Source organism: Bacillus cereus group sp. BfR-BA-01349 (assembly GCF_022663795.1).
Taxonomy (GTDB): domain Bacteria; phylum Bacillota; class Bacilli; order Bacillales; family Bacillaceae_G; genus Bacillus_A; species Bacillus_A cereus.
This window is the reverse complement of sequence record NZ_JAKUGE010000061.1, coordinates 1-21,666: the sequence shown is the minus strand read 5'-3', so window position 1 is coordinate 21,666 and position 21,666 is coordinate 1. Positions and strand designations below refer to the sequence as shown.

Genomic DNA, 21,666 nt, shown 5'->3' with positions numbered 1-21,666 from the left:
CTGTCTTATCAATGAATAAGACAGTTTTTCTTTATAATCCTATATTAAAAGTTAAACACGAAGTCATCGTCAGCTAACTTTTCAACGTTCGTTGCTTTTACGTAACCATTTCCTTTTACAGAGAAGAAATCATGGTTTTTCGTATCTGTACGTAAACCATTTAAAACGATTGGGTTAATTTCTTCTTCTTCAAACTTCGGCTCAAGCCCTAAGTTCATAAGCCCTTTATTTGCATTGTAACGAACGAAACGATTTACATCTTCTACAAGACCGATAGAAGTGTAAATTTCTTCTGTATAGGCCATTTCAATTTCATATAGTTCCATTAATAACTCTTGTGTTTCTTTTTGCACTTCTTGTTGCTCTTCTGCAGAAAGTTCTGCGAAGATTTGTTGTGCTAAAATACCGACGAATACGCCGTGAATTGACTCATCACGAATTATCAAGTTGATAATCTCACCACTTGCTGTTAGTTTTCCTTGACCAGCTAAGTAAAGTGGATAGAAGAATCCGCTATAGAATAAGTAACTTTCTAAGAACACACTTGCTACCATTGCCATGTATAACTCTTTTTTTGTTACTTCAGGCTTTAATAAACGACGATAGTAACTAGTAATAATACCAGCTTTTTTCTCAAGTAACGGATGATTGTCTACCCAGTCAAAAATATCATCAATCTCTTCTTCTGTAGCTAGTGTTGTGAAAATGTGACTATAACTTTTCGCATGTACTTCTTCCATAGCTCCCATGAAAGCTAATACACTTTTCGCTTGTAAATTTTCAAGATGAACAAGTACAAGTGGCATTCCTTCGCCACCTTGTTTCGTATCTAAAAGTGTTAAACCACCTAATACACGCTTATAAGCAATTTGCTCTTCTTTCGATAATTGCACCCAAGTATTTTTGTCAGACGAAACCGCAATTTCTTCTTCTGTCCAAAACTGAGCGATGTTTTGCTTCCAAAACATTAAACTAAAATCATCTTCTTTTTTGTTCCAGTTTACCGCACGCATTAAATCGCCCCTTCTCTAAATATGATAACTAAGCATGAGCAGGGTTCAGAAAACCCTGCTCATCATGTCTCACTTTTTATATTAAACGGTACAAGCCACACACTCTTCCACGCTTAATTTACGTGTTCTCGTATAATACAGACTCTTTAAGCCTTTTTTATGTGCATAGATGTAGTAACGTGCTAATTCACGTGTTGAAATATCACTATTAACGTAAAGAATTGTACTAATTCCTTGGTCAATATGTTCTTGAATTTCTGCGATTAAATCAATTAATTTAAACTGATTCATATCGTAAGAAGATTTATAGTACCAGAACGTATCTTTTGATAAATACGGCATTGGATAATATGTTGTCGCGTTCGCATATGTTCTTGATTCGATTTGACTTACGATCGGCATTACGCTTGAAGTTGCATTTTGAACGTAACTGATTGATTGTGTTGGAGCAATGGCAAGACGATATGAGTTGTATAAACCATTCTTCTGAACTTGCTCTTTCAAACTTGTCCAATCTTCTTTTGTTGGAATATGAATTCCTTCGAATAGTTGCTGAACTTTTTCAGTTACTGGGCTGTAATCTGTCGTTTCATACTTTTCGAAGTATGTGCCATTCGCATAATCAGATTTATCGAAGTCTTTAAATGTCTCGCCTTTTTCTGTAGCGATTTCCATACTTTTCTCAATAGAGTAGTAATTTAACATCATAAAGAATGTACGAGCGAATTCTTTCGCTTCTGCACTTTCATAAGCGATTTTATTTTTTGCTAAATATCCGTGTAAGTTCATTGCTCCAAGTCCAACTGAATGAAGCTCGTCATTTGCTTTTTTCACAGTTGGTGCATTTGGAATAATCGTCATATCAGAAACAGCTGTTAAAGCTTCCATTCCCGCATGAACTGCTTCACGAATTTCTTTATTTTCCATTACGTTTACGATATTTAACGATCCTAAGTTACAGTTAATATCACGACGGATAATGTCATCTGTACCGTAATCATTTATTTCTGAAGTTTCTTGAAGCTGGAAGATTTCTGTACATAAGTTCGACATCTTCACAGTTCCAATATCCTTCAATGGATGTTGATTATTTGCATTTGATTTAAACATTAAGTATGGGTAACCAGACTCAAGCTGAATCATAGCGATTTTAATAAGCATATCACGTGCACTAATATCTAGTGGCTTCTTCTTCACTTTCGGATTGCTCATTAATTCATCGTACATTTCATCAATGTCAATATCATCTAAATGCTTGCCATATTCTTTATAAACCGTATAAGGCGCGAAAACATGGAAAGGTTCGTTTTTCTCAGCAAGTTCAAAGAACTTACTTGGAACGATAATTCCGATTGATAGAGACTGAATACGGCTCTTCTCATCGGCATTTATTTTTTTTGTATCAAGGAATTCAATAATATCCCAATGGAAAATGTTTAAATATACTGCGCCGGCACCTTTTCGTTGGCCAAGCTGATTCGCATATGAAAACGAATCTTCAAGCAATTTCATAACAGGTACTACACCACTTGCAGCGTTGTCGATACCTTTAATTTGCTCACCACGTGCGCGTAGCTTAGATAAGTTTAAAGCTACTCCACCGCCGATTTTCGATAATTGCATTGCTGTATTAATGTTAAAGCCGATTGAATTTAAGCTATCGTCCATCTCTAACAAGAAACAAGACACCATTTCTCCTCTTCTGCTTCTTCCCGCATTTAAAAAGGTTGGTGTCGCTGGTTGGTAGTTTTGTTTTACAATCATGCTTGCGAATTGTTTTGCCTTCGAAACATCACCGCGTCCTAAGTATAATGACACAATTGCTACACGATCTTCATAGCTTTCTAAGTATTGTTTTTGATCATTCGTTTTTAACGCATAATCTTTGTAGAACTTAGATGCTGCCATATAAGATTGGAACTCGAAGTTTTCACCATAAGCGATGTTATATACTTCCTCTACTTCCTCCAAGCTATACTCGTCCAGAACGTTGTAATAGTAATCATGTTCTTTCATATACTCCATTCGCTCTGCCACGCTATTAAAAGGAACGGTATTCTCTCTAGCTTCTTCCATAAAGACTTCTAATGCCTCTTTATCTTTATGAAGCTGATAAAAACCGTCCTGCATTTGCGTGATTTCATTATTCAGTTCAATGTGTCGCAATCTCCCGCACCCTTTCCTTAAAATATTTTACATCGTTATTTGTTCCAGACAACTCAAATTTTGATACAATAGGCACTTCATATTTAGTAGAAATCTTGTCAGCACTTGCACCGAACATGTCTCCCCAGTTACGATTGCCGCTTGCAGATACGCCTTTTAATTTTTCATTATTGCGCTCTAAAAAGTCTAAAACACGTTCTGGTACATTTCCAAAACCTGTTGTATACGTAATAAGAATAAAGTCTTCATCTATTACTAGATCTTCATCAATTTGAACGGCCGGCATATTTAATTTGTGAATGAAACGCTTCACGTTTCCTGTCATAGAATCATATGCAACTAACATTTCCGACCCTCCCTCTCAAATCTATATTCTCTATATGTCGTTCTTGATTTCTCTATATATTGTATTACGTTTCAAAATAAGACACAAGATATATGTATAAATTCTTTCTTTTTTTAACTTTTACTTTTCGACATGATAGCCGTTTTTTTCAATACAATGACTATGAAACAACATTCTAAAACTCATGTCAATAAAGTGCTTTTCAAAAAAGTTGTCAACGAATTTAACCTTATTTTTAAAAAAGTTAATAATATATTTTGTCATAAAACGGTAGATGCTGAAGAAATATATTTCTCCAGCATCACGCAAAAAAGAACAGATATGAAACGATAATCTGCTCTAAAAAACGATTACATTTATCAAATTTACCTTATTAAATATATTATACATATACTTTCGTTTTTCGTTACATACTAAAAGATAACTATTATAGAAAAAGATTATTATTATGGAACTTCAATTTATTTATGAAAAGTTTATTCAGAGTACTCAATGCGCAAAATATCTTTTACAAATATATGATGTGGATTTTCATCTTTATCAATCATTGTACATACAGGAGCCTCTTCATCAAAGTATACAATCAGTCCTTCTACGTACTGATATGTATGTTGAACTTGTACAGTTACTTTAATTTCTATTGCTTCTTCATATGCTCTTTTTATTTTCTGAAGCATTTTTGCTGAACATTTTCGTTTCTCTGGATACATAACCATTCCCATAAATCGATTGCCGGCTCTATCTTTCCACATATAATCCCAATGTGGTAAAATGCCTTGTTTAAAATCGCCCATAATTCCCCTCTCCTTTATCTTTTATTTATCCCGCATGAAACGTCCGTTTGGTGAAGGCTACTAATCAGTGAGAGATGCCCTGCTGATCAAAATTCCCCCTTATGAACGTGGCGTTTCTGAATATGTATAAATCACTTGCCCGCCTCGCTGTGCGTTACCAATGAAATGCTTAAAGTCTTCTCTATTTACAACAACTTCTCTGAACATATAAAATACATCTTTCGTAACAACATACTCCTTTATTTCACCATTTTTTAGCTGATCTAAAATTGTATTTGCTAATTCTTTATCCATGTATTTCACCTCTCTGCAATATTTTATTTTATCTTATATTCTATAGGTCAACAACTGTAAATTTATCCCGCTATTTGCAGGTAGTCCGATTGGTGTTGACTACTAATCAGTCGTGGAATGAACAAAAAATCTTACTGATTAACGTTTCACTTTATCTCGTTGTTATGCCATGATTTTATTTTCGTTATTTCGCAAACAATATTGTTTTACTATATGTCCACTAAATATCATATACTAACATAGCTACTTCTCTATATCAAACATTTCGGCATTCAATTATGCAAAGTTCCATACCACTATGCTACAATATACAAATAGAACTAGGAGGGATACTATGATTCGGAAAGCAAAAAAGACAGATGCGATAGCAATAGCTCCTTTATTGTATAATGCTCTGCATGAAATTGCTGAAAAAATCACAGGTAGCACAGTTGAAGCAGAAGTATTACTAGGACTTGAGACATAGTTCTCAAAAGAAAATAACCGTCTGAGCTACGAAAACTGTTTTGTCTATGAACAAGACGAGAGTGCAGTTGGAATTATTGTCGCTTATCACGGTAGTGAAGCAACACAGCTTGACGCACCAATTGTACATCACTTAAGAGCATTACATAAAGATGAATCAATTACGTTAGAAAAAGAAGCTGAGCTTGATGAGTATTACATTGATACATTATCAGTTTCAAGTGCACACGGCGGAAAAGGTATAGGTTCTAAATTAATTGAAGCTGCCGAAATCTATGCAACTGAAAAAGGGCATAAAAAAATCGCTTTACTTGTTAATTTAGAAAACAAACGCGCCTATTCACTATACGAAAAGTTAGGTTATAAAAAAGATGAAATTGTTATGCTAGTAGGGGAACCTTATGCTCATCTCGTAAAACCATTAAACGTCAAAATTTCTATATCTTAAAAAGAAAGCACACGATTTATATAAATCGTGTGCTTTTATGTTAAATTTGTATTTAATATATTTCCATCCATCGCCTCGTGAAACGTATATGTTGTACATCCCCATGGCTCTCTGTGCAAAATAGGAGAACCAGACCATCCCATCGCTCTCAGTTCGGCACCAATCATTACATTCACATAATTATGACCTACAAGAGCTATACTTCCATGTACGAGAGCATAACGATGTAACAGGTAAGCCGCTTGCCTTACCCTCTCTCTTACTTCCTTATAAGACTCAACATCTTTATGGTAGCCAAGTATCCATAATGTTCGTCCAATGAACATCCATACCTTAATTGTGCATTTCAACCACTTCGGAGCAAAAAAGCATGAAGGAACTTCAGCTTCTCTAAAAAGAGAATTTTGCATAAAAGATAAAGAATCCGTCAATTCAGCTGCTGATTGTACAGCACGCCTTTGATCACTTGTTAAGACAAATTTCGCTGCTTCAATTGCCTCTATTGTTTCTATCGGTATTTTAGCTTTTTGTATCATTGACTCGGAATCATACCGTTTCATCCATTCGTGAAATGAATTAATTGTCATCGGTTCTCTTATACGACTTAAACAACCATGACGAATAAAAGAAATCTTCATTCTTTTCACTCTCCATTCATCACTTATGAACTCTATTATGCACTAGTTCTAAACATCATACCACGCAAAAAAATAAAGTTATATACCTTTACATCTCCCCACCACTATCATGTGTTATCGAAGCATGGATACCATCCATCCCATCAAAATATGTACTCGTATCATATTGACGAATCTTTTTTAAATGCATATAAGAAAATAAAAATAAAATTAAAGCTATAACACTCCCCACAAATTCAAACATCATTTTACCGCCTCTAATTTCTCCCACTTCAGCAGGTTATTCTACTTTTTCATTATACCTCGATATAAAGATTCTCGCATTTTTGCTATTTTTTCTAAAAAACATGGATTTTCTACATATTTTCTTACAAAAAGTGAATATTTTTCGAATTTTTACTTTGGAAACATTTACAAAGTAGGAAATATGGTTCAAAATAGGAGGAAATAAAAAAACCAAATTTATTCTTTTTTTGGGAAAACTGTAACAAGGAGAGTTGCTTATGCAGATCGCAGAAACTGGAGATATCATCGAATTTAAAGGTGGAATGCAAGGCCGTGTTCAAAAAGTAAATCAAAACTCTGTTATTGTTGATATAACAATTATGAAGAATTTTAGAGAACTAGATATGGAACCTCTTACAGTTGTAAGTCATAAAAACTATACTGTCATTAATCAAAATGCATAATATAATAGAAAGAAAGGGCCTGTATACTATACGGGCCCTTTCTTTCTATTAACGATTATCAATTGTTTCCGGATATAGATCGTGGTTCATCATGCGGTAGTCAGCCATTTGTTCATACTTCGTACCTGGGCGCCCGTAGTTGCAGTATGGATCAATTGAAATGCCACCACGTGGTGTGAATTTCCCCCATACCTCAATATAACGCGGATCCATTAATTTAATTAAATCGTTCATAATAACGTTCATGCAATCTTCGTGGAAATCACCATGATTGCGGAAACTAAATAAATACAACTTTAAAGATTTACTCTCTACCATTTTTTGCTCTGGAATATAGCTAATATAAATTGTTGCAAAATCTGGTTGTCCTGTTTTCGGGCATAAACTTGTAAATTCAGGACAATTGAATTTTACAAAATAATCACGGTTTGGATGATTATTATCAAATACCTCTAATATTTCTGGGCTATATTCAAATAAATATTTTGTATTTTGATTCCCTAGTAATGTTACATCTTTTAAATCTTCATCTAATCTTCCTGTCATTTTAAACATCCCTTCTCGTTATACGCCGCGCTTATTTCCCCATACTAACGCATGAAGCTGAGGCAATACTTTTGCATCATTCATCTCTTTACAATTTACAGCTTTATCAATCAGCCATTCATACTTATCTAATAATTTTTTTATAAGCATCGCATCATCCACTGTTTTTGTATCATCGTTTCCTACTTGTAAGAAAAATGGTACCTTGGGATAACGTTCGTGCATCTTAACTGCATATTCAAAATCATGATCATCGAATACTACTACTTTTAAACTAATATCTTTTCCTGCTAGTTTCTGAATAATAGCATCTAACTTATGAAAATCTGTTTTCATCGTTGAACTTGGTGGTTTTGGAGAAATTGTTACCTCATCAATTTGAAGTAACCAATCTTGCCATTTACTCCCTTGCGTTTCAATTGCCGTTCGCATTCCATTTTCTTTTAATATAGAAAGAAGAAACTCAATATTTTTCAGTAATGCCGGATTTCCACCTGAAATCGTAACATGAGAAAAATTTTCTCCTCCAATTGCAACAAGCTCATCCCAAATATCTTCTGGTGTCATCTGTCTAATTTGATCTTTAGCTGATCCATCCCACGTAAAAGCAGAATCACACCAAGCACAGCTATAATCACAACCAGCTGTACGGATAAACATTGTTTTTTGCCCTACAACCATTCCTTCACCTTGAATAGTCGGACCGAATATTTCTAAGACAGGGATTTTACTCATCGAGCATCCACTCCCGTCTTACTTCCGCATAACTAGTCGGCGTCTCAAATAGACGAACAAATTCAACGCGAGCTCCTTTATATTCGTTCACTCGATTCTCTTTTGTTAGTGCTTCTGCCATCTTTTCATAAATCCAAACGACCATATTTTCAGCAGTCGTATTCATTGCAGGTAACGTTTCGTTTAAATAACGATGATCTAGATAAATTTCGATTTCATTTTTCCAAATTTCTTTTATATCTCCAAAGTCAATTGCAAGACCTATTTCATTTACATATCCACTAATTCCAAATACAACTTTATATGTGTGACCGTGTAAGTTTTTACATTTCCCTTCATAACAGTGTAAATGGTGTGCTGCATCAAATGTAAATTCCTTGCTGACCATTACTCTTTTATTATGGTATTTGAGTTGTTTACGCTGAATATCCTTGTCCATTTTTTGCAAATTCTCTACGATGCGAAATCCAAAAAAGTTATCCATTAGTTATTCGCTCCTTCGCGTTCTTGTAGGTACGTATCTAATCCTGCTTTACGAAGTTGACATGCTGGACATTCACCGCAACCATCACCAATGATTCCGTTATAACATGTTAATGTTTTTTCTCGAACAAACTCAAATGCTCCAAGTTTATCTGATAATTTCCATGTTTCAGCTTTATCAATCCACATAAGTGGCGTGTGAATAACAAACGGGTAATCCATAGATAAATTTAAAGTAACGTTTAACGATTTCACAAACACGTCACGGCAGTCTGGATAACCACTGAAATCAGTTTCACATACACCCGTTACAATATGACGTGCTCCAACTTGTTTTGCTAATACAGCAGCAAATGATAAGAAGAGTAAATTTCGTCCATCTACAAATGTCGATGGCAATTCACCTTCTTCATGTGTAATCTCCATATCCGTTCTCGTTAACGCATTTGGAGCAAGTTGATTTAATAGACTCATATCTAGTACCGTATGCTTTATTCCTAGCTCTTTTGCAATTTCCACTGCACAATCAATTTCTAGCTTATGACGTTGATTGTAATTAAACGTTACAGCTTCTACCTCTGCAAACTGCTCTATTGCCCAAAATAAACATGTCGTACTATCTTGTCCTCCACTAAAAACAACAACTGCTTTTTCTTTTTTCATTTCACTCATTCTCCTTCTCTACTATAAATAAGAAGAAAGAACGTTCTTGAACTGTCACAATAAAAAAACAAAACAATACCTAAGGATATTGTTGTTTCCATAGTTTTTTATAGAGGGAGTTCGCGAACCTCTCCCGCGCGGTGCACGGAATTTCTTCTTTCATTGACACAACTTATTGTAACATATTGTATACTAGCGTAAAAATTTCTGATTTTTCTGCTGTTTATTATTTCATTTCTTTCATTTTATAGTATGATTAATTTAATCTAAGAAGAGAGGAGGCATCCCACTGAAATCCTTTATTATTTATCTCTTTTTAAATATATTATTCATCCTGATTACAATGCTCGTATATCATTTATTTTGGAATCAAAAAGGGAAACGCTCTCCTAAATTAAATTCAGCTCTATTCATTGTACTCTGTTGCCTCGCTACCGTACTCTGTATTACATTTGCAGCAAAAACAAATAATGGTTTTCAATTTGATATGCGCCATATTGTATTAATTGTCGGTACATTAACGGGAGGGCCTATTGCTGGTGGTTCTATCTTAGTTGTATTAAACATATATCGCTTATTATTAGGGGGGGTAGGTGTTTTCCCATCTCTTATCGGTTCTGTTCTTCTATTTATTGTTCTACTATTAACATATAAATTTTTTAATCGAACTTCTAATCGTATAAAAATAACACTTGCTATTATCTACAGTCTCACATACGGATTTATTTGGATACCCTTCTTCCTTTCAAAGGTTACAAATAAGACTGATTATATACCGCATATTATTGTGTATGAGTTATGTTCAATGCTTGGTACGATTCTAATTCTATATTTACTACACATATTACAAACTCAAGTTCGTCTCCAAAACGAACTTATAAATGCTGAAAAGTTTCATTTAATTGGTGAAATGGCAGCGTCTATCTCTCATGAAATTCGCAATCCATTAACTTCAACGAAAGGGTTTTTACAACTGTTACAATCAGATACCTGTACTGAGCAGGACCGAAAATTATATATCGACATTGCCATTAACGGCATCGAACAAGCAAATCATGTTCTTACAGATTATTTAACCTTTGCTAAACCAAGCATTGAAAAAGAACAAACATTACAGTTAGAAGAAGAATTACTACATGCATTGTCGTTAATTACACCGCTTGCTAATTTAACAAATGTACGTACTCATTATATAAAGCAAAGCACTTCTTTTTTTATCGCTGGTGAAAAGCAAAAACTAAATCAATGTTTATTAAATATTTAAAAAAATTGCATTGAGGCTATGCCAAAAGGCGGTGATCTTTATTTCACATTGGTTCCTGATCATAAGCATATTCAGTTATATATATATAAGATACAGGAGTCGGTATGGATTCAGAACAAGTAAAACGTCTTGGCTCTCCTTTTTATTCAACGAAAGAAAAAGGTACTGGACTTGGAATGATGGTCGTATTCAGTGTTGTTCAAGCTATGAATGGAAAAATTGATATTATAAGTGAAAAAGGAATCGGTACAACCTTTTTATTAACTTTTCCACTCATACAAAAAACGTGATGAAATAATCATCACGTTTTTTCTGTTCCTTCAACTAATTCAGCAAAAGCTTTCACTTTTCCGTGCGGTTGTTGATTTTCTTTACGTGCTTTCCAGGCGCGCTCTTCTTCTCGCTTCTTTTTAGACATGTTTTTTCAGCTCCTTCTTTTCTTTCTCCATGTAGTATTCCAAAATAAGAAAGAAAACTATGCACGTATCAAAAAAGAAGTGGTTTCCCACTTCTTCCACTTTAGCGTTGCAAAATTGCATGTTTCGCCTCTTTTAACTGCGTAAGATGTCTTTGTTCATGCAAATCAAGAAATTGAACCCATTGATACAAATTCAGATCATTAAAAACAGGATGCTTTAATCCATTTTCAAATAAATCTTTTTCATCTATAACACTATGAAGCGCGTGTAATAGTTCTTGGCGTGAATGTTCTAGCAATTGAATTCCTTGCTGTTTTTTCATTAAAGTTTCTGTTGGTTGCATTTGCTGAGGAGCTTCTCGTTTATGTGTGCGATCAAGCGTAAGTTGGAGGTCTTTAAATGGAGTCATGTTTCTTTCCTTTTTTTGTAAAGCATATACAAGGGCAGACGTGACAGATTGTTCAACTAAATGCAAGTGGTGTAAAATTTGAATAATGCTCCATTTATCACGGCGTGGCTTTACATTCACTTCTGTGTCATTTAACATTTCAATTTCTGATAATAGCGTGCTTCGAGTAGACTGTAATGAGTTTACTAAACTTTCTAAACTTACATCCATATTAGATTGAAGCATACTTGTTCCCCCCTTTTGTTTGTGAAAAGAGGTGCTCCTTATTAGAAACACCTCTTTAGTATTCTGAATTTTCTTTTATTATCTCATCATTTTCCCATTATGTCGATGTTAAACATGTGAAAAAAAGCGCATGTTTTTTACAATTTTGTGTCGTCAATCGCATGTAACCATGCTTCAATTTCTGTAATAACACTTTTCACACAGCCTTCAGCAAATGGTGATGTTAAATTTGCAACTTCTACTAATTCTAAGAACGATTTACTTCCACCTTGTTGGCACAGATTCACATAATCTTCCCAAGCCTCTTGTCTATTATCTCTTGCACGTTTCCAAAATTGTAGCGCACAAATTTGAGCAAGCGTGTAATCAATATAATAGAACGGTGAGCTATAAATATGCCCTTGACGTTGCCAAAAACCACCGCGCTCTAAATAATCATTATCCTCATAATCACGATGTGGTAAATATTTCTTCTCTATGTTACGCCATGCTGTCTTACGCTCTTCCGGTGATGCTTCAGGATTTTCATATACATAATGTTAATATTCGTCAACAGATACACCATAAGGTAAAAACAGGAGTGCTGAACTTAAGTGAGAGAAGTAATATTTATCTGCATCTTCTTCAAAGAATAGCTTCATCCATGGCCATGTAAAGAATTCCATACTCATAGAGTGGATTTCACATGCCTCATATGTTGGCCAATTATATTCTGGAATTTCAAATTTACGACTTTCATATACTTGGAAAGCATGACCTGCTTCATGTGTTAATACATCAATGTCACCAGATGTTCCATTGAAGTTTGAGAAAATAAATGGCGCTTTATAATTCTCAATATATGTACAATATCCGCCACCAGCTTTTCCTTTTTTCGCAACTAAATCTAATAAATCATTATCTAGCATGAAATTGAAAAATTCATCTGTTTCAGCCGATAACTCTTTATACATCGTCTTTCCATGATCAACAATCCAATCCGCATCTCCTTTTGGAGTTGGATTACCTGTAGCAAACTCAAAATTTTCGTCGTAATAAGCTAACTTCTCTACACCGATACGTGCTTGTTGTCGCTTTCTTAATTCCGTTGTAACAGGAACGATATAATCCAGCACTTGCTGACGGTAATTAGCCACCATCTCCGCATTATAATCTGTACGGTACATTCTTGCATATCCAAGTTCAACAAAGTTTTTGAAACCTAAAGATTTTGCGATTTTCGTTCTCACTTTAACAAGCTCATCATAAATACGATCTAGTTCTTCCTCATTTCCAGCTAAAAATCCGTAGTATGCTTCACTTGCTGCTTTACGTTCGCTTCTTTCTTTTCCTTGCATAAACGGAATCAGTTGCGATAACGTTCTTTCTTCTCCAGCAAAGTCAATTTTTGCAGATGCTAATAACTGTGTATATTGCGATGATAATTTATTTTCTAATTGTAAATCTTTCACGACTTCATCTGAATATGTTTTTAAATCACATTCTGCTAGAGCAAATAATTGTTTTCCATAATACGCCTCTAATTCTTCACGAAATGGAGAATTAATGAGTGCCTTATAATATTTTGTACCATATCCTTGTACAACTGGAGAGAATTCATCAAAGAAATCCTGCTCCTCCTTATAAAAAGTATCCGTCGTATCAACAGAATGGCGAATGTAACAAAGGTTTCCCATTGTACCAAAATCGTTGCGAATCTCATTAATTGAATGAATGACTTGTTTTTGTTCTTCTACAGTTTTTGCGTTATCAAACTTCTCTAAAGCAACAGTAAATTTCTCTTTTAACTCTTCAATATTTGGGCGTTTATATTCATAGTCTTTAAATGACATGAACGAGCCTCCTCTCCATTACATACCTTTATTATAATTCAATACGTATTCTCGAATCCCCTCTTAATTTTCAACAAATTTCGGCAGTGACTGCCCTGAGTTCATTACAAATAAAAAAGCCTTGGATTTATTTATCCAAAGCTCCTTTGGAACATATTATTTTTCATACTTCCCAATTTTTTTTAATAAATCAAGTAATTCATCTTTTTCATCTTTCGTTAACATTTCAAAAGACTGATGTATAACTTTCTCATGCCCCGGAAAAATAGAAGCAATAAAGTTCTCGCCAGACTCAGTTAATTGCGCGTAAATAACACGTCTGTCATTCGGACATGGGATTCTCTTTACTAATCCCTTTTTCTCCAACTTATCTACAACATATGTAATGCTGCCACTAGCTATTAAAATGCGCTCACCAATTTGCTGGAGTGGTTGACCGCCTTTATGATATAGCAGTTCTAATACAGCAAATTCAGTTGGATTTAACCCGTTACTTTGTATAGATTTATTTGTAGTATCCATAACAGAACGATGTACACGAGATAATGCAATAAATACTTTTAAAGATTGAGAAATATCTTCTCGTTCATTATTTGATGTCATACAACTTTCAACCCTTCACTTAAATTCTCAGCAATAAAAAGAAAATACCACTTCATACTTCATGTGAATTCCGAATGAGCATTCACTCATCCATTTCTTCTCCCCTAATATATTAAAAATCATTCTTGAATAAAAACATGACAATTTTAACATAGTTTATATATAATGATAATAAAAAAAGAAGGAGTACCACATTTGAAAGTCAAATTCCAAAGCATAATTATATATATATTGCTTGTTATCCTACCGACAATAGGGATTGGTGCTACATTTTATTCGTATCATACATATAAAATGAAACAGGAAAACAAATTATCTGCTCATACAGTTCTCTTTTTATATAGAGATTATTTGGATCATCATCTTGGTGAAGCAATTTCTGCTTTAGACATGCTTGCAAAAGTTGTAGGCACCGAGACTGGTAATATAAATGGCATTAAACAAATTGTACATGATACAGATGGAAACGATGCACGCTTTTCTGGTCTATATTACGCTACACCAGAAGGAGTCATTACAATCGCATCTGAAGATGAATCAAAGCCTATAGATGTTTCAGACCGTAAATATATTCAAGACGCGCTCCAAACTAAAAAAACCACTGTATCATCAGTCATTACTGATCGCGTTCTTGGACATAAAGCTATTATGATTGCTGCCCCCATATTTAATAAACAGAAGGAGCTCTCAGGATTATTATTAGCTAGTTTACGCTTTGATTACATTTCCTCTTCTTTAAATGCCATTAAACCACAATACCATTTTGAGGTAACTGATAAACATGATGTAGTTTTTCTAACCGATGATAATAACGACACAAGTGATACGCATTCTAATATGCTTACTACCCCACTCCAAAGATTGAATTGGAAGGTCTCTGTTTCTCCATTACCCATTCATCAAAAAACCTTATACCAGTGGGTTGCAATAGAGTGTATGGCTACTTTATTTTTAATGTCTATTTTATTTTTGCTTGCTCAATATATGTTGTTAAAACGTCAAACAAAACTTGAAAGACAACAAAATGAGCTACAGAAAATTGAATTAGTTGGAACTTTTGCAGCGAGTACAGCACACGAAATCCGTAATCCTCTTACTGGAATTAAAGGACTCGTCGCTCTATTAAAAGAGAAATATAAAGATGAACAAGATCAGTTCTACTTTTCCGTAATTGAACAAGAAATAGAGCGAATCAATGAAATTGTAAGTGAATTTCTTATTCTAGGAAAGCCAACCGCCATCATCGAACAAACATATGATGTAAGAACAATTCTAAATGAGGTAGCATTAATTATTCAATCTGAGGCGAATTTACATAACATTGTATTCCATTTACATTTGCCAGACCATCCTGTTCATATCCGTTGTTCGAAAGACCATATGAAACAAGTGGTTTCAAACATTACCAAAAATGCAATTGAGGCCATGACTTCTAATGATACACTAACCATTGTAGTAAAAAACAATGAAACACACGCACAACTGCATATTACAGATACTGGAAAAGGGATTCCGCAACATATTCAAAAACACCTCTTTCATCCGTTCTTTACTAATAAAGATACTGGAACAGGTCTTGGACTTGTCATATGTAAACGAATTGTAGAGATGTATAATGGGCATATTTTTATCGACAGTACAGAAAACGAAGGAACGACAGTTCATATCGAAATTCCGTTACACATAGTATAATTATCCTTATCCTATAAGGGTAATTATACTTATTTCATAAAACCAGCCACAAGCATTCGCCAAAAATTATTTGATTTTCCTTCATACCCGATTTGGAAAATAGGTATTTTTATAATTGAAAACCATTTCGGTGTTTGTTTTTCTTTATAACATTGATATTGTAAAATAAGCTTGTCCAATTCTTGACTAACTTGAATTGTCTCCCTACTATTTAGCCCACTTGTTAATCCTAGTTGAATCATTTCTTCACGTTTCATATGAATATCACGTGAAAGCTTTTCTAATGTGTACTTCCTTTTTACAGTAAACATCCATATCCCCCTTATTATACTTCCATGCTCTTAACTTCACTTCTCCATTGACTTTTTTTTAACTACTTAATCATATGCAAATTTGAAAAATCATAAAATTTAACATTTTCTCCCTGTAATTTACAAATCTTTACCCTCACTTTGAGAATTATTACAAATTATTCTATCTTTGTAAATACATTCGCAATAATAGACATTTTTTCCATCTCCTTTTTTTATAAATTCTACGTAAACCGGGGATTCTTAATTTTCCACCTACTTTTCTTCGACATTTTTTGTTTAATTTATATAAAAAAGCAAAACATAATGATGATTGATAAAGTGAAACTTTAATCAGTGTTTTTTTGTTCAGCCCCCACTGATAATTAGCATTCACCAATCGGGTAGGCAGTGAATCTCCCACCTATCCAGCCCAATGTTGAGGTGGGAGTCTTACTACCCACAAATAGCAGGATAACAATAGAAAGGAAATATTTATATGCGAAAATATACGATTGCATTATTCATCATTGTTTTGTTTTTACCGTCTTTCTTATTTCCTATTCAAGCAAATGCTCATACGAATAAAGTTGCTATTGTCATTGATGATTTCGGTAATAATATGAAGGGGACTAATCAAATGTTATCACTTCCCATTCCACTCACTGTTGCTGTTATGCCTTTTCTTCCTTCCACAAAAGAAGACGCAATAGCTGCCCATAAGAAAGGACATGAAGTTATTATACATATGCCAATGGAACCTATAAAAGGTAAAAAAGAATGGCTTGGGCCGAAAGCAATTACAACTGATTTAAGCGATGAAGAAATAAACAACCGACTTGAACAAGCGATTCAAGAAGTACCGCATGCAATTGGAATGAACAATCATATGGGGTCAAAAGTAACAGCGGATGAAAGAATTGTTCGCCTTATACTTGCTGCTTGTAAAAAACACGGTTTATTTTACTTAGATAGTAAAACGAATCCTAATAGTGTCGTCCCAAAAATCGGAAAAGAATTAGGAGTTCCTATTATTGAAAACCAACTATTTTTTGATGATGTATATACAGCAGGGCATATTTCAAAACAAGCCCAATTACTCATCAAAAAAATTCAAGAAAAACCTATTATGGTAGCTATCGGGCATGTGGGCCCCCCAGGTGAAATTACATCACGCGTTATTGAAACTTCTATCCCTAAAATTCGTGAGCATGCAGACTTTATTTTCTTATCTGATCTAGCATTATCCCCGCCTCCTGTTTCAAAATAAAGTTCATTACTCACATATAATCAGCCCTCACCAATTGGGCTTTTACGGGCAGTCCGCCCCCACTTAACTTCTTTGCTTGCGCTGAATTTTGAGGCGAAGATCTTACTGCCCACAAATAGCGGGACAAAAAAGTACCTATCTATATATAACAGATAGGTACTTTTCTTTTTAACTTAAATATAATCTACATGACTCACTCTGAATCCTTTTTTCTCTATTTTTCCGATTAATTGCTTTAATTTTGTTTCATCTAACTCATCTGATATATTTACAATAACGCGGCGGATATATTGATCACCGTTATCTAGCGTAAATAGGCCACCGATATTATATGCTTTTAACAATGTCCCAAGCTCTTTAATCGTTCCCTTACAATCTTGTGTTGCAATTGTTAATATATAACCACCTGTTCGCATACCAAATGAATCTTCAATAACATCAAATATATTCGAATGCGTTAACATACCGACAAATTCATTATAATCATTTAGCACGGCTAAAAACGGAAGCCGACGAATTACATAAAAAGCTCTGAAGAAGGAATCCTTTTCAAAAATAAATGCATTAGAATCATCGAGCATATCTCCTGCACTTACATGCTCTAATCCGCTATTGCATTTTTTTCCTAATAAATCTACTTTATAAATAATCCCTGTGAATTTCTTCTCATCTTCTGCTAATACCGGGATGGCTCGAAATCCCGTTTCGTTCATCATTTGCAGTGCCTCTTCACCAGAATCATTTATTTTGCAAAATGTTACTTGCTGCTTTGGCAGAAAATGATATTTAACTCGCAAAATATGTTCCTCCTTACATGTCAACATGTAATCTATATATAATAAGGAGACCTATATTTTATGAGTGAAATTATTTTTTAAAACGCTTTCATTTATTTATTAACTTGTAGCTATATCACATCCATTTTTATATAACAGAGCTCCTTGCCCCCTTAATCATTAATAACTTTACATGATAGTTCATTAAATATTCTATACCCTCTAGCCATTTTTTCGCCTCTTCTGGCGTTTTTCCCCACACAATCATGCCGTAATTATGAACAAGAACTACTCCTCCACCTTCAATGAAATTCGGAACATTCCTTTCTAATAAATCAGCGAATTTTTTTTCATCTTCTACAATTGGAATTGTCATTTCTGTTATACCTTCTTTTCCGAAAACACGCTCCACACTGCGTTTATCGAACGTTACTTCTCCTTCTTCCCCATATAACTCTGATATTAAATGACTATCTACAGTCTGCACTTGTAAAATACATCCTGCACTACTTTTTTTATAAATATCCGCATGCATAAATGACTCTGCAGCTGGTTTTTCTTCATTTTCAAATACTGACTCGCACATGCAATTTACGACAATAAAATCTTCTTCCGAAAATAGCCCTTTATCTCTTCCCTCAACATTTACTAAGAATGTTAACGGCTCTTTTGACGTACATAGCGATAAGCTAATTTTGGTACCATAAAACCAATCACGAAGTGCCAATTCAGATTTCACATCTTTTAATTCATTCCATTTCTTCAGAAAAAATAACATTTCGTCACCCCCGGCATAATATTCATATAAGGTTCGAATCCTTTCTATGTAAAAGGAATATTTTTGATTATTCTAAAAATTAATTGAATTATCACATGAGAACGCTTTTTTGTCAATATAGTTTCGTGGTTCTTCTTTAAAATAGGCTATTCATATGTCTATACTCCTATCTATTTCCTATTTCATTTTGTACATAAAAAATACGCTACTCTTTAATTAAAGAATAGCGTATTTTCCTCATTTTTTATTCCGCATTAACGGGCAGCCCGATTAGTGAGGGCTAATAATCAGTGGGGAATGAACAAACCCCCCACTGATTAAAGTTTCACTTTATTTCTTTATTGCATTATATAAAAAATGTGCATATTGTTCACGTGTTACGAAATTATCTCCTAAAAAATTCCCTTCCCCGTCGCCTTTTGATATTTTATTATCCACTAAAGCTTTCACATATCCTTTCGCCCAATGGCCATTTGGTATATCTTTAAAATTCTCTGCACTATTTTCATTTTCTTTTAACTGAAATACTCTTTGTAATACTACTGACATTTCATATCGAGTTAATACTCCATCTGGACGGAACATACCATTTCCATAGCCTGTCATAATTCCAGCTTGAACCACTGCATCAATAGCCGTTTCATACATATTTCCTTTCGTATCTGTAAATGCCGTTTTTGGTACTAGATTATTTTCTAATTTTAAATACCTTTGTATTAGAAGAGCTACTTGTCCACGAGTAATGTTATCACCAAATCCAAATTCACCATTTCCATAGCCTATAAATAATTTTTCTTTCGCTAAGTAATTAATTGCTTCTTCTGACCAATGTCCTTTTGGTACATCTTTAAATTCTACCACTTCTGTTTTCTCATCTTCTTTAGACGTATTACCGTCTTTACTTTCTACTACATTTTGAATAACAGACCCTGTAAAGAAAATTCCTGTATCCGCGAATGGATCTTTCACACCAAATTCATATATTTTCTCACCTGGTGTACTCCATTTCACTACGCCATTACTATACGTACCATTATCGCTCTTCAGACGGATTCTCGTAGAAACTTCACCATTTTTTTCATATATAGGTACTTTTATTTCTTTATTTACTTCTGTTTCCTCTAAAAATACTTTTTGATTTTGGACATTAATATAAGTCGTCTTACTTAGTTCTATAACTGGTCGGACATCACGAATTTCATTTGCAACAAAACTTAGAAATACTAATTTTTTCAAATTACTAACTGGTGATAAGTCTGAAATATAATTCGCTTCTAAATCAAGCTTTTGTAAGTTTACTAAACTTGATAATGGCGTAATATCCTTTAACTCATTGTTAGGTAAGTGTAATTGTTTTAACTGTGTCATCTTACTTAGAGGAGTAACATCTTTTATTTCATTTTTCCCGATCCACAATTCTTCTAATTGCTTCATTTGCTCAATGCCGGATAAATCTTTAACTTTATTACGTGTTAATACTAAGTCTGTTAAAGGTAATGAATATAACGCTTTAATATCTTCAATTTGATTACCTGCTAAAGTTAAGTATGTTACATTTTTCAAAGCGCTTAATGGAGCAACGTTCGTAATTTTATTATTTGCTAAATTCAAGTAATCTAGTTGTTCCATTTTCGCTAATGCTGTTACATCTTCTATTTGGTTGCCTGATAGAAATAAACTTTTTACATTTTTCATTTCAGTTAGTGGTGCAACGTTTGTAATTTTATTATTACTTAAATCAAGAGATTCTAAATTATCCATCTTAACAAGTGGCGTTACATCTGAAAATTCATTACCACGCAAAGCTAAATGACTTAATTGCTTTAAGTTCGCAAAGAACGACGGATCTTTTATCTTCGCATTCGCAACTGTTAAAGATTTTAAATTTGGCATATATTTTAATGCACTATAATCAAGTATCTCATTCGTATTTAAAAACAAATCCTTTACTTGTAATAACTCTTCTTTCGTAATTGGTGTATTTAAATCTTTTCTATTAAATACTTTTTTATTCACAAGTTCTCTTAATTTGTTATCTGTTATCATATTTTGATTATCAACTGGATTATCCGTTTCCGTATTGCCTGAATTAGAGTTATCATCTGGTTTCTCTGTTTCTTTGTTACCTACAGTTGGATCTTTAATTTCAAATTGAACTTGATATTTGTGATCATATCCAATAGCTGGAATAAGTATATGCATTTGCATATTGTGCTTCTTCTCAAACTCACCAATTTCAAATTGAACTACTTTCGTTCCATTCTTCCTCTTATCTTCTGACAAAACCTTCACATCATGAAATACACCAGGCTGGTTTCTATCTTCTATTCTAAGATATTGAAAATAATCACTATCTTGCATTGTTACAGTGACAATTTTTTTGCCAGCTGCAATCGTTACTTTAGGATCTTTTATATATTGAGAAACCATAGATGGCTCATCTTTTTGGTCCTTATATATTTTAATCTCAGTATCATACGTGCGATCACTCGCTGCTGCTACCGATTGATTTGCTTCAACTTTTAATGCCGCTAATGCTGGAGTAGAGTACGTAGCAAATGGAATTGCTAATGTTGTCGCTACTACTAGCGCCTTCATGTAATTTTTTTTCAAAATAATATCCCCTATCATATATAATCTTTACAATTGATAATGATATTCATTATCCACAAATAAATGATAGTAGGGTAAGTACCCAGCGCCTTATCATATTTCTATGATAGGTTTCCATGTACTCCCCCCCCGAACCGTACGTACTTGTCTCCAAGTATACGGCTCTCCATTTATCAATCCAACTTACCTGAGTGTAAATCTACGTGACATTGATG

At 33.9% G+C, this 21,666-nt stretch carries 21 protein-coding genes, 3 pseudogenes and 1 riboswitch; of the genes and pseudogenes, 5 read left to right on the top strand and 19 right to left on the bottom strand.

Annotated features, from left to right (window positions below; all coding sequences use genetic code 11):
- Nucleotides 1-44 precede the first annotated feature (44 nt).
- The 5 genes from nrdF to MR169_RS24435 form a co-directional block, all read right to left on the bottom strand.
- Complete coding sequence (nrdF, locus tag MR169_RS24455; protein ID WP_001203029.1) at nt 45-1,013, bottom strand: class 1b ribonucleoside-diphosphate reductase subunit beta; 969 nt, start codon at nt 1,011-1,013, stop codon at nt 45-47.
- An 81-nt stretch (nt 1,014-1,094) separates the two neighbouring features.
- Nucleotides 1,095-3,179, bottom strand: coding sequence for a class 1b ribonucleoside-diphosphate reductase subunit alpha (gene nrdE, locus MR169_RS24450; RefSeq protein WP_001215835.1), 2,085 nt, complete (start codon nt 3,177-3,179; stop codon nt 1,095-1,097).
- Complete coding sequence (nrdI, locus tag MR169_RS24445) at nt 3,166-3,525, bottom strand: class Ib ribonucleoside-diphosphate reductase assembly flavoprotein NrdI (protein ID WP_000959448.1); 360 nt, start codon at nt 3,523-3,525, stop codon at nt 3,166-3,168. Before nrdI ends, nrdE begins: the two co-directional genes overlap by 14 nt.
- Nucleotides 3,526-4,001: 476 nt before the next feature.
- A complete protein-coding gene (locus tag MR169_RS24440) occupies nt 4,002-4,319 on the bottom strand; it encodes a hypothetical protein (protein ID WP_000502196.1) in 318 nt (105 codons plus the stop codon).
- Between the two features lie 99 nt (nt 4,320-4,418).
- Nucleotides 4,419-4,613, bottom strand: a complete 195-nt coding sequence (locus MR169_RS24435) for an abortive phage infection protein (protein ID WP_098616839.1) — start codon at nt 4,611-4,613, stop codon at nt 4,419-4,421.
- Between the two features lie 334 nt (nt 4,614-4,947).
- Between MR169_RS24435 and MR169_RS24430 the strand changes: the two are divergent.
- Nucleotides 4,948-5,526, top strand: a pseudogene (locus tag MR169_RS24430) (GNAT family N-acetyltransferase).
- Nucleotides 5,527-5,561: 35 nt separating this feature from the next.
- Here the strand turns inward: MR169_RS24430 and MR169_RS24425 are convergent.
- On the bottom strand, nt 5,562-6,164 hold the full coding sequence (locus MR169_RS24425) for a histidine phosphatase family protein (RefSeq protein WP_098616840.1): 603 nt from the start codon (nt 6,162-6,164) through the stop codon (nt 5,562-5,564).
- Between the two features lie 88 nt (nt 6,165-6,252).
- Nucleotides 6,253-6,408: a hypothetical protein gene (locus MR169_RS24420; protein ID WP_000461432.1), complete on the bottom strand. Its 156-nt coding sequence runs from the start codon at nt 6,406-6,408 to the stop codon at nt 6,253-6,255.
- A gap of 259 nt (nt 6,409-6,667) precedes the next feature.
- On the opposite strand from MR169_RS24420, the gene MR169_RS24415 reads away from it, so the two are divergent.
- Nucleotides 6,668-6,853, top strand: coding sequence for a YkvS family protein (locus MR169_RS24415; protein ID WP_001165082.1), 186 nt, complete (start codon nt 6,668-6,670; stop codon nt 6,851-6,853).
- Between the two features lie 48 nt (nt 6,854-6,901).
- Here the strand turns inward: MR169_RS24415 and queF are convergent, their stop codons facing one another.
- Genes queF through queC form a run of 4 tightly spaced genes read right to left on the bottom strand, consistent with a single transcriptional unit; the run spans nt 6,902 to nt 9,280 of the window.
- Complete coding sequence (gene queF / locus MR169_RS24410; RefSeq protein WP_001986050.1) at nt 6,902-7,399, bottom strand: preQ(1) synthase; 498 nt, start codon at nt 7,397-7,399, stop codon at nt 6,902-6,904.
- Nucleotides 7,400-7,417: 18 nt separating this feature from the next.
- Nucleotides 7,418-8,134, bottom strand: coding sequence for a 7-carboxy-7-deazaguanine synthase QueE (gene queE / locus MR169_RS24405; protein ID WP_000036297.1), 717 nt, complete (start codon nt 8,132-8,134; stop codon nt 7,418-7,420).
- Entirely contained in the window at nt 8,127-8,618 is a 492-nt protein-coding gene (gene queD, locus MR169_RS24400; protein WP_000368414.1) for a 6-carboxytetrahydropterin synthase QueD, read from the bottom strand. Before queD ends, queE begins: the two co-directional genes overlap by 8 nt.
- On the bottom strand, nt 8,618-9,280 hold the full coding sequence (gene queC, locus MR169_RS24395; RefSeq protein WP_000711604.1) for a 7-cyano-7-deazaguanine synthase QueC: 663 nt from the start codon (nt 9,278-9,280) through the stop codon (nt 8,618-8,620). The genes queD and queC overlap by 1 nt, the downstream gene beginning before the upstream one ends.
- 93 nt (nt 9,281-9,373) lie before the next feature.
- Nucleotides 9,374-9,417, bottom strand: a riboswitch (PreQ1 riboswitch).
- 206 nt (nt 9,418-9,623) lie between these two features.
- Here queC and kinB point away from each other — a divergent pair.
- Nucleotides 9,624-10,834: pseudogene (gene kinB / locus MR169_RS24390) on the top strand (sporulation sensor histidine kinase KinB).
- A gap of 11 nt (nt 10,835-10,845) precedes the next feature.
- On the opposite strand, the gene MR169_RS24385 reads toward kinB, so the two are convergent.
- The 4 genes and pseudogenes from MR169_RS24385 to MR169_RS24370 form a co-directional block, all read right to left on the bottom strand.
- Entirely contained in the window at nt 10,846-10,962 is a 117-nt protein-coding gene (locus MR169_RS24385) for a DUF6254 family protein (RefSeq protein ID WP_000038355.1), read from the bottom strand.
- A gap of 101 nt (nt 10,963-11,063) precedes the next feature.
- Entirely contained in the window at nt 11,064-11,597 is a 534-nt protein-coding gene (locus MR169_RS24380) for a DinB family protein (protein WP_000941970.1), read from the bottom strand.
- Nucleotides 11,598-11,734: 137 nt separating this feature from the next.
- Nucleotides 11,735-13,429 (bottom strand): annotated as a pseudogene (locus MR169_RS24375) (M3 family oligoendopeptidase).
- A 156-nt stretch (nt 13,430-13,585) separates the two neighbouring features.
- Nucleotides 13,586-14,032, bottom strand: a complete 447-nt coding sequence (locus MR169_RS24370) for a MarR family winged helix-turn-helix transcriptional regulator (RefSeq protein WP_000203336.1) — start codon at nt 14,030-14,032, stop codon at nt 13,586-13,588.
- A 195-nt stretch (nt 14,033-14,227) separates the two neighbouring features.
- Between MR169_RS24370 and MR169_RS24365 the strand changes: the two genes are divergently transcribed.
- Nucleotides 14,228-15,724, top strand: coding sequence for a DUF3149 domain-containing protein (locus MR169_RS24365; RefSeq protein WP_242320173.1), 1,497 nt, complete (start codon nt 14,228-14,230; stop codon nt 15,722-15,724).
- Between the two features lie 29 nt (nt 15,725-15,753).
- Here MR169_RS24365 and MR169_RS24360 read toward each other — a convergent pair whose 3' ends face one another.
- Entirely contained in the window at nt 15,754-16,035 is a 282-nt protein-coding gene (locus MR169_RS24360; protein WP_000495536.1) for an aspartyl-phosphate phosphatase Spo0E family protein, read from the bottom strand.
- 478 nt (nt 16,036-16,513) lie between these two features.
- Here MR169_RS24360 and MR169_RS24355 point away from each other — a divergent pair, with 478 nt between their 5' ends.
- Nucleotides 16,514-17,284: a divergent polysaccharide deacetylase family protein gene (locus tag MR169_RS24355; protein WP_001234107.1), complete on the top strand. Its 771-nt coding sequence runs from the start codon at nt 16,514-16,516 to the stop codon at nt 17,282-17,284.
- A gap of 173 nt (nt 17,285-17,457) precedes the next feature.
- Here MR169_RS24355 and cbpA read toward each other — a convergent pair whose 3' ends face one another.
- The 3 genes from cbpA to MR169_RS24340 form a co-directional block, all read right to left on the bottom strand.
- Nucleotides 17,458-18,081 (bottom strand): cyclic di-AMP binding protein CbpA, encoded by a 624-nt coding sequence (cbpA, locus tag MR169_RS24350; RefSeq protein ID WP_242320172.1) that lies wholly within the window; start codon nt 18,079-18,081, stop codon nt 17,458-17,460.
- Between the two features lie 127 nt (nt 18,082-18,208).
- Nucleotides 18,209-18,838 carry a class II aldolase/adducin family protein gene (locus tag MR169_RS24345; RefSeq protein ID WP_000896005.1) on the bottom strand — a complete coding sequence of 210 codons (630 nt, stop codon included), beginning with the start codon at nt 18,836-18,838 and terminating at the stop codon, nt 18,209-18,211.
- A 330-nt stretch (nt 18,839-19,168) separates the two neighbouring features.
- Nucleotides 19,169-21,469 carry an NEAT domain-containing leucine-rich repeat protein gene (locus MR169_RS24340; RefSeq protein WP_242320171.1) on the bottom strand — a complete coding sequence of 767 codons (2,301 nt, stop codon included), beginning with the start codon at nt 21,467-21,469 and terminating at the stop codon, nt 19,169-19,171.
- Nucleotides 21,470-21,666 lie beyond the last annotated feature (197 nt).

Excerpts from the sequence above, each read along its gene's own strand:
- nrdF (WP_001203029.1), bottom strand. The coding sequence starts at position 1,013 with ATGCGTGCGGTAAACTGGAACAAAAAAGAAGATGATTTTAGTTTAATG.
- nrdI (WP_000959448.1), bottom strand. The coding sequence starts at position 3,525 with ATGTTAGTTGCATATGATTCTATGACAGGAAACGTGAAGCGTTTCATT.
- MR169_RS24440 (WP_000502196.1), bottom strand. The coding sequence starts at position 4,319 with ATGGGCGATTTTAAACAAGGCATTTTACCACATTGGGATTATATGTGG.
- MR169_RS24435 (WP_098616839.1), bottom strand. The coding sequence starts at position 4,613 with ATGGATAAAGAATTAGCAAATACAATTTTAGATCAGCTAAAAAATGGT.
- MR169_RS24425 (WP_098616840.1), bottom strand. The coding sequence starts at position 6,164 with ATGAAGATTTCTTTTATTCGTCATGGTTGTTTAAGTCGTATAAGAGAA.
- MR169_RS24420 (WP_000461432.1), bottom strand. The coding sequence starts at position 6,408 with ATGTTTGAATTTGTGGGGAGTGTTATAGCTTTAATTTTATTTTTATTT.
- MR169_RS24415 (WP_001165082.1), top strand. The coding sequence starts at position 6,668 with ATGCAGATCGCAGAAACTGGAGATATCATCGAATTTAAAGGTGGAATG.
- queF (WP_001986050.1), bottom strand. The coding sequence starts at position 7,399 with ATGACAGGAAGATTAGATGAAGATTTAAAAGATGTAACATTACTAGGG.
- queE (WP_000036297.1), bottom strand. The coding sequence starts at position 8,134 with ATGAGTAAAATCCCTGTCTTAGAAATATTCGGTCCGACTATTCAAGGT.
- queD (WP_000368414.1), bottom strand. The coding sequence starts at position 8,618 with ATGGATAACTTTTTTGGATTTCGCATCGTAGAGAATTTGCAAAAAATG.
- queC (WP_000711604.1), bottom strand. The coding sequence starts at position 9,280 with ATGAAAAAAGAAAAAGCAGTTGTTGTTTTTAGTGGAGGACAAGATAGT.
- MR169_RS24385 (WP_000038355.1), bottom strand. The coding sequence starts at position 10,962 with ATGTCTAAAAAGAAGCGAGAAGAAGAGCGCGCCTGGAAAGCACGTAAA.
- MR169_RS24380 (WP_000941970.1), bottom strand. The coding sequence starts at position 11,597 with ATGCTTCAATCTAATATGGATGTAAGTTTAGAAAGTTTAGTAAACTCA.
- MR169_RS24370 (WP_000203336.1), bottom strand. The coding sequence starts at position 14,032 with ATGACATCAAATAATGAACGAGAAGATATTTCTCAATCTTTAAAAGTA.
- MR169_RS24360 (WP_000495536.1), bottom strand. The coding sequence starts at position 16,035 with ATGTTTACTGTAAAAAGGAAGTACACATTAGAAAAGCTTTCACGTGAT.
- MR169_RS24355 (WP_001234107.1), top strand. The coding sequence starts at position 16,514 with ATGCGAAAATATACGATTGCATTATTCATCATTGTTTTGTTTTTACCG.
- MR169_RS24345 (WP_000896005.1), bottom strand. The coding sequence starts at position 18,838 with ATGTTATTTTTTCTGAAGAAATGGAATGAATTAAAAGATGTGAAATCT.
- MR169_RS24340 (WP_242320171.1), bottom strand. The coding sequence starts at position 21,469 with ATGATAGGGGATATTATTTTGAAAAAAAATTACATGAAGGCGCTAGTA.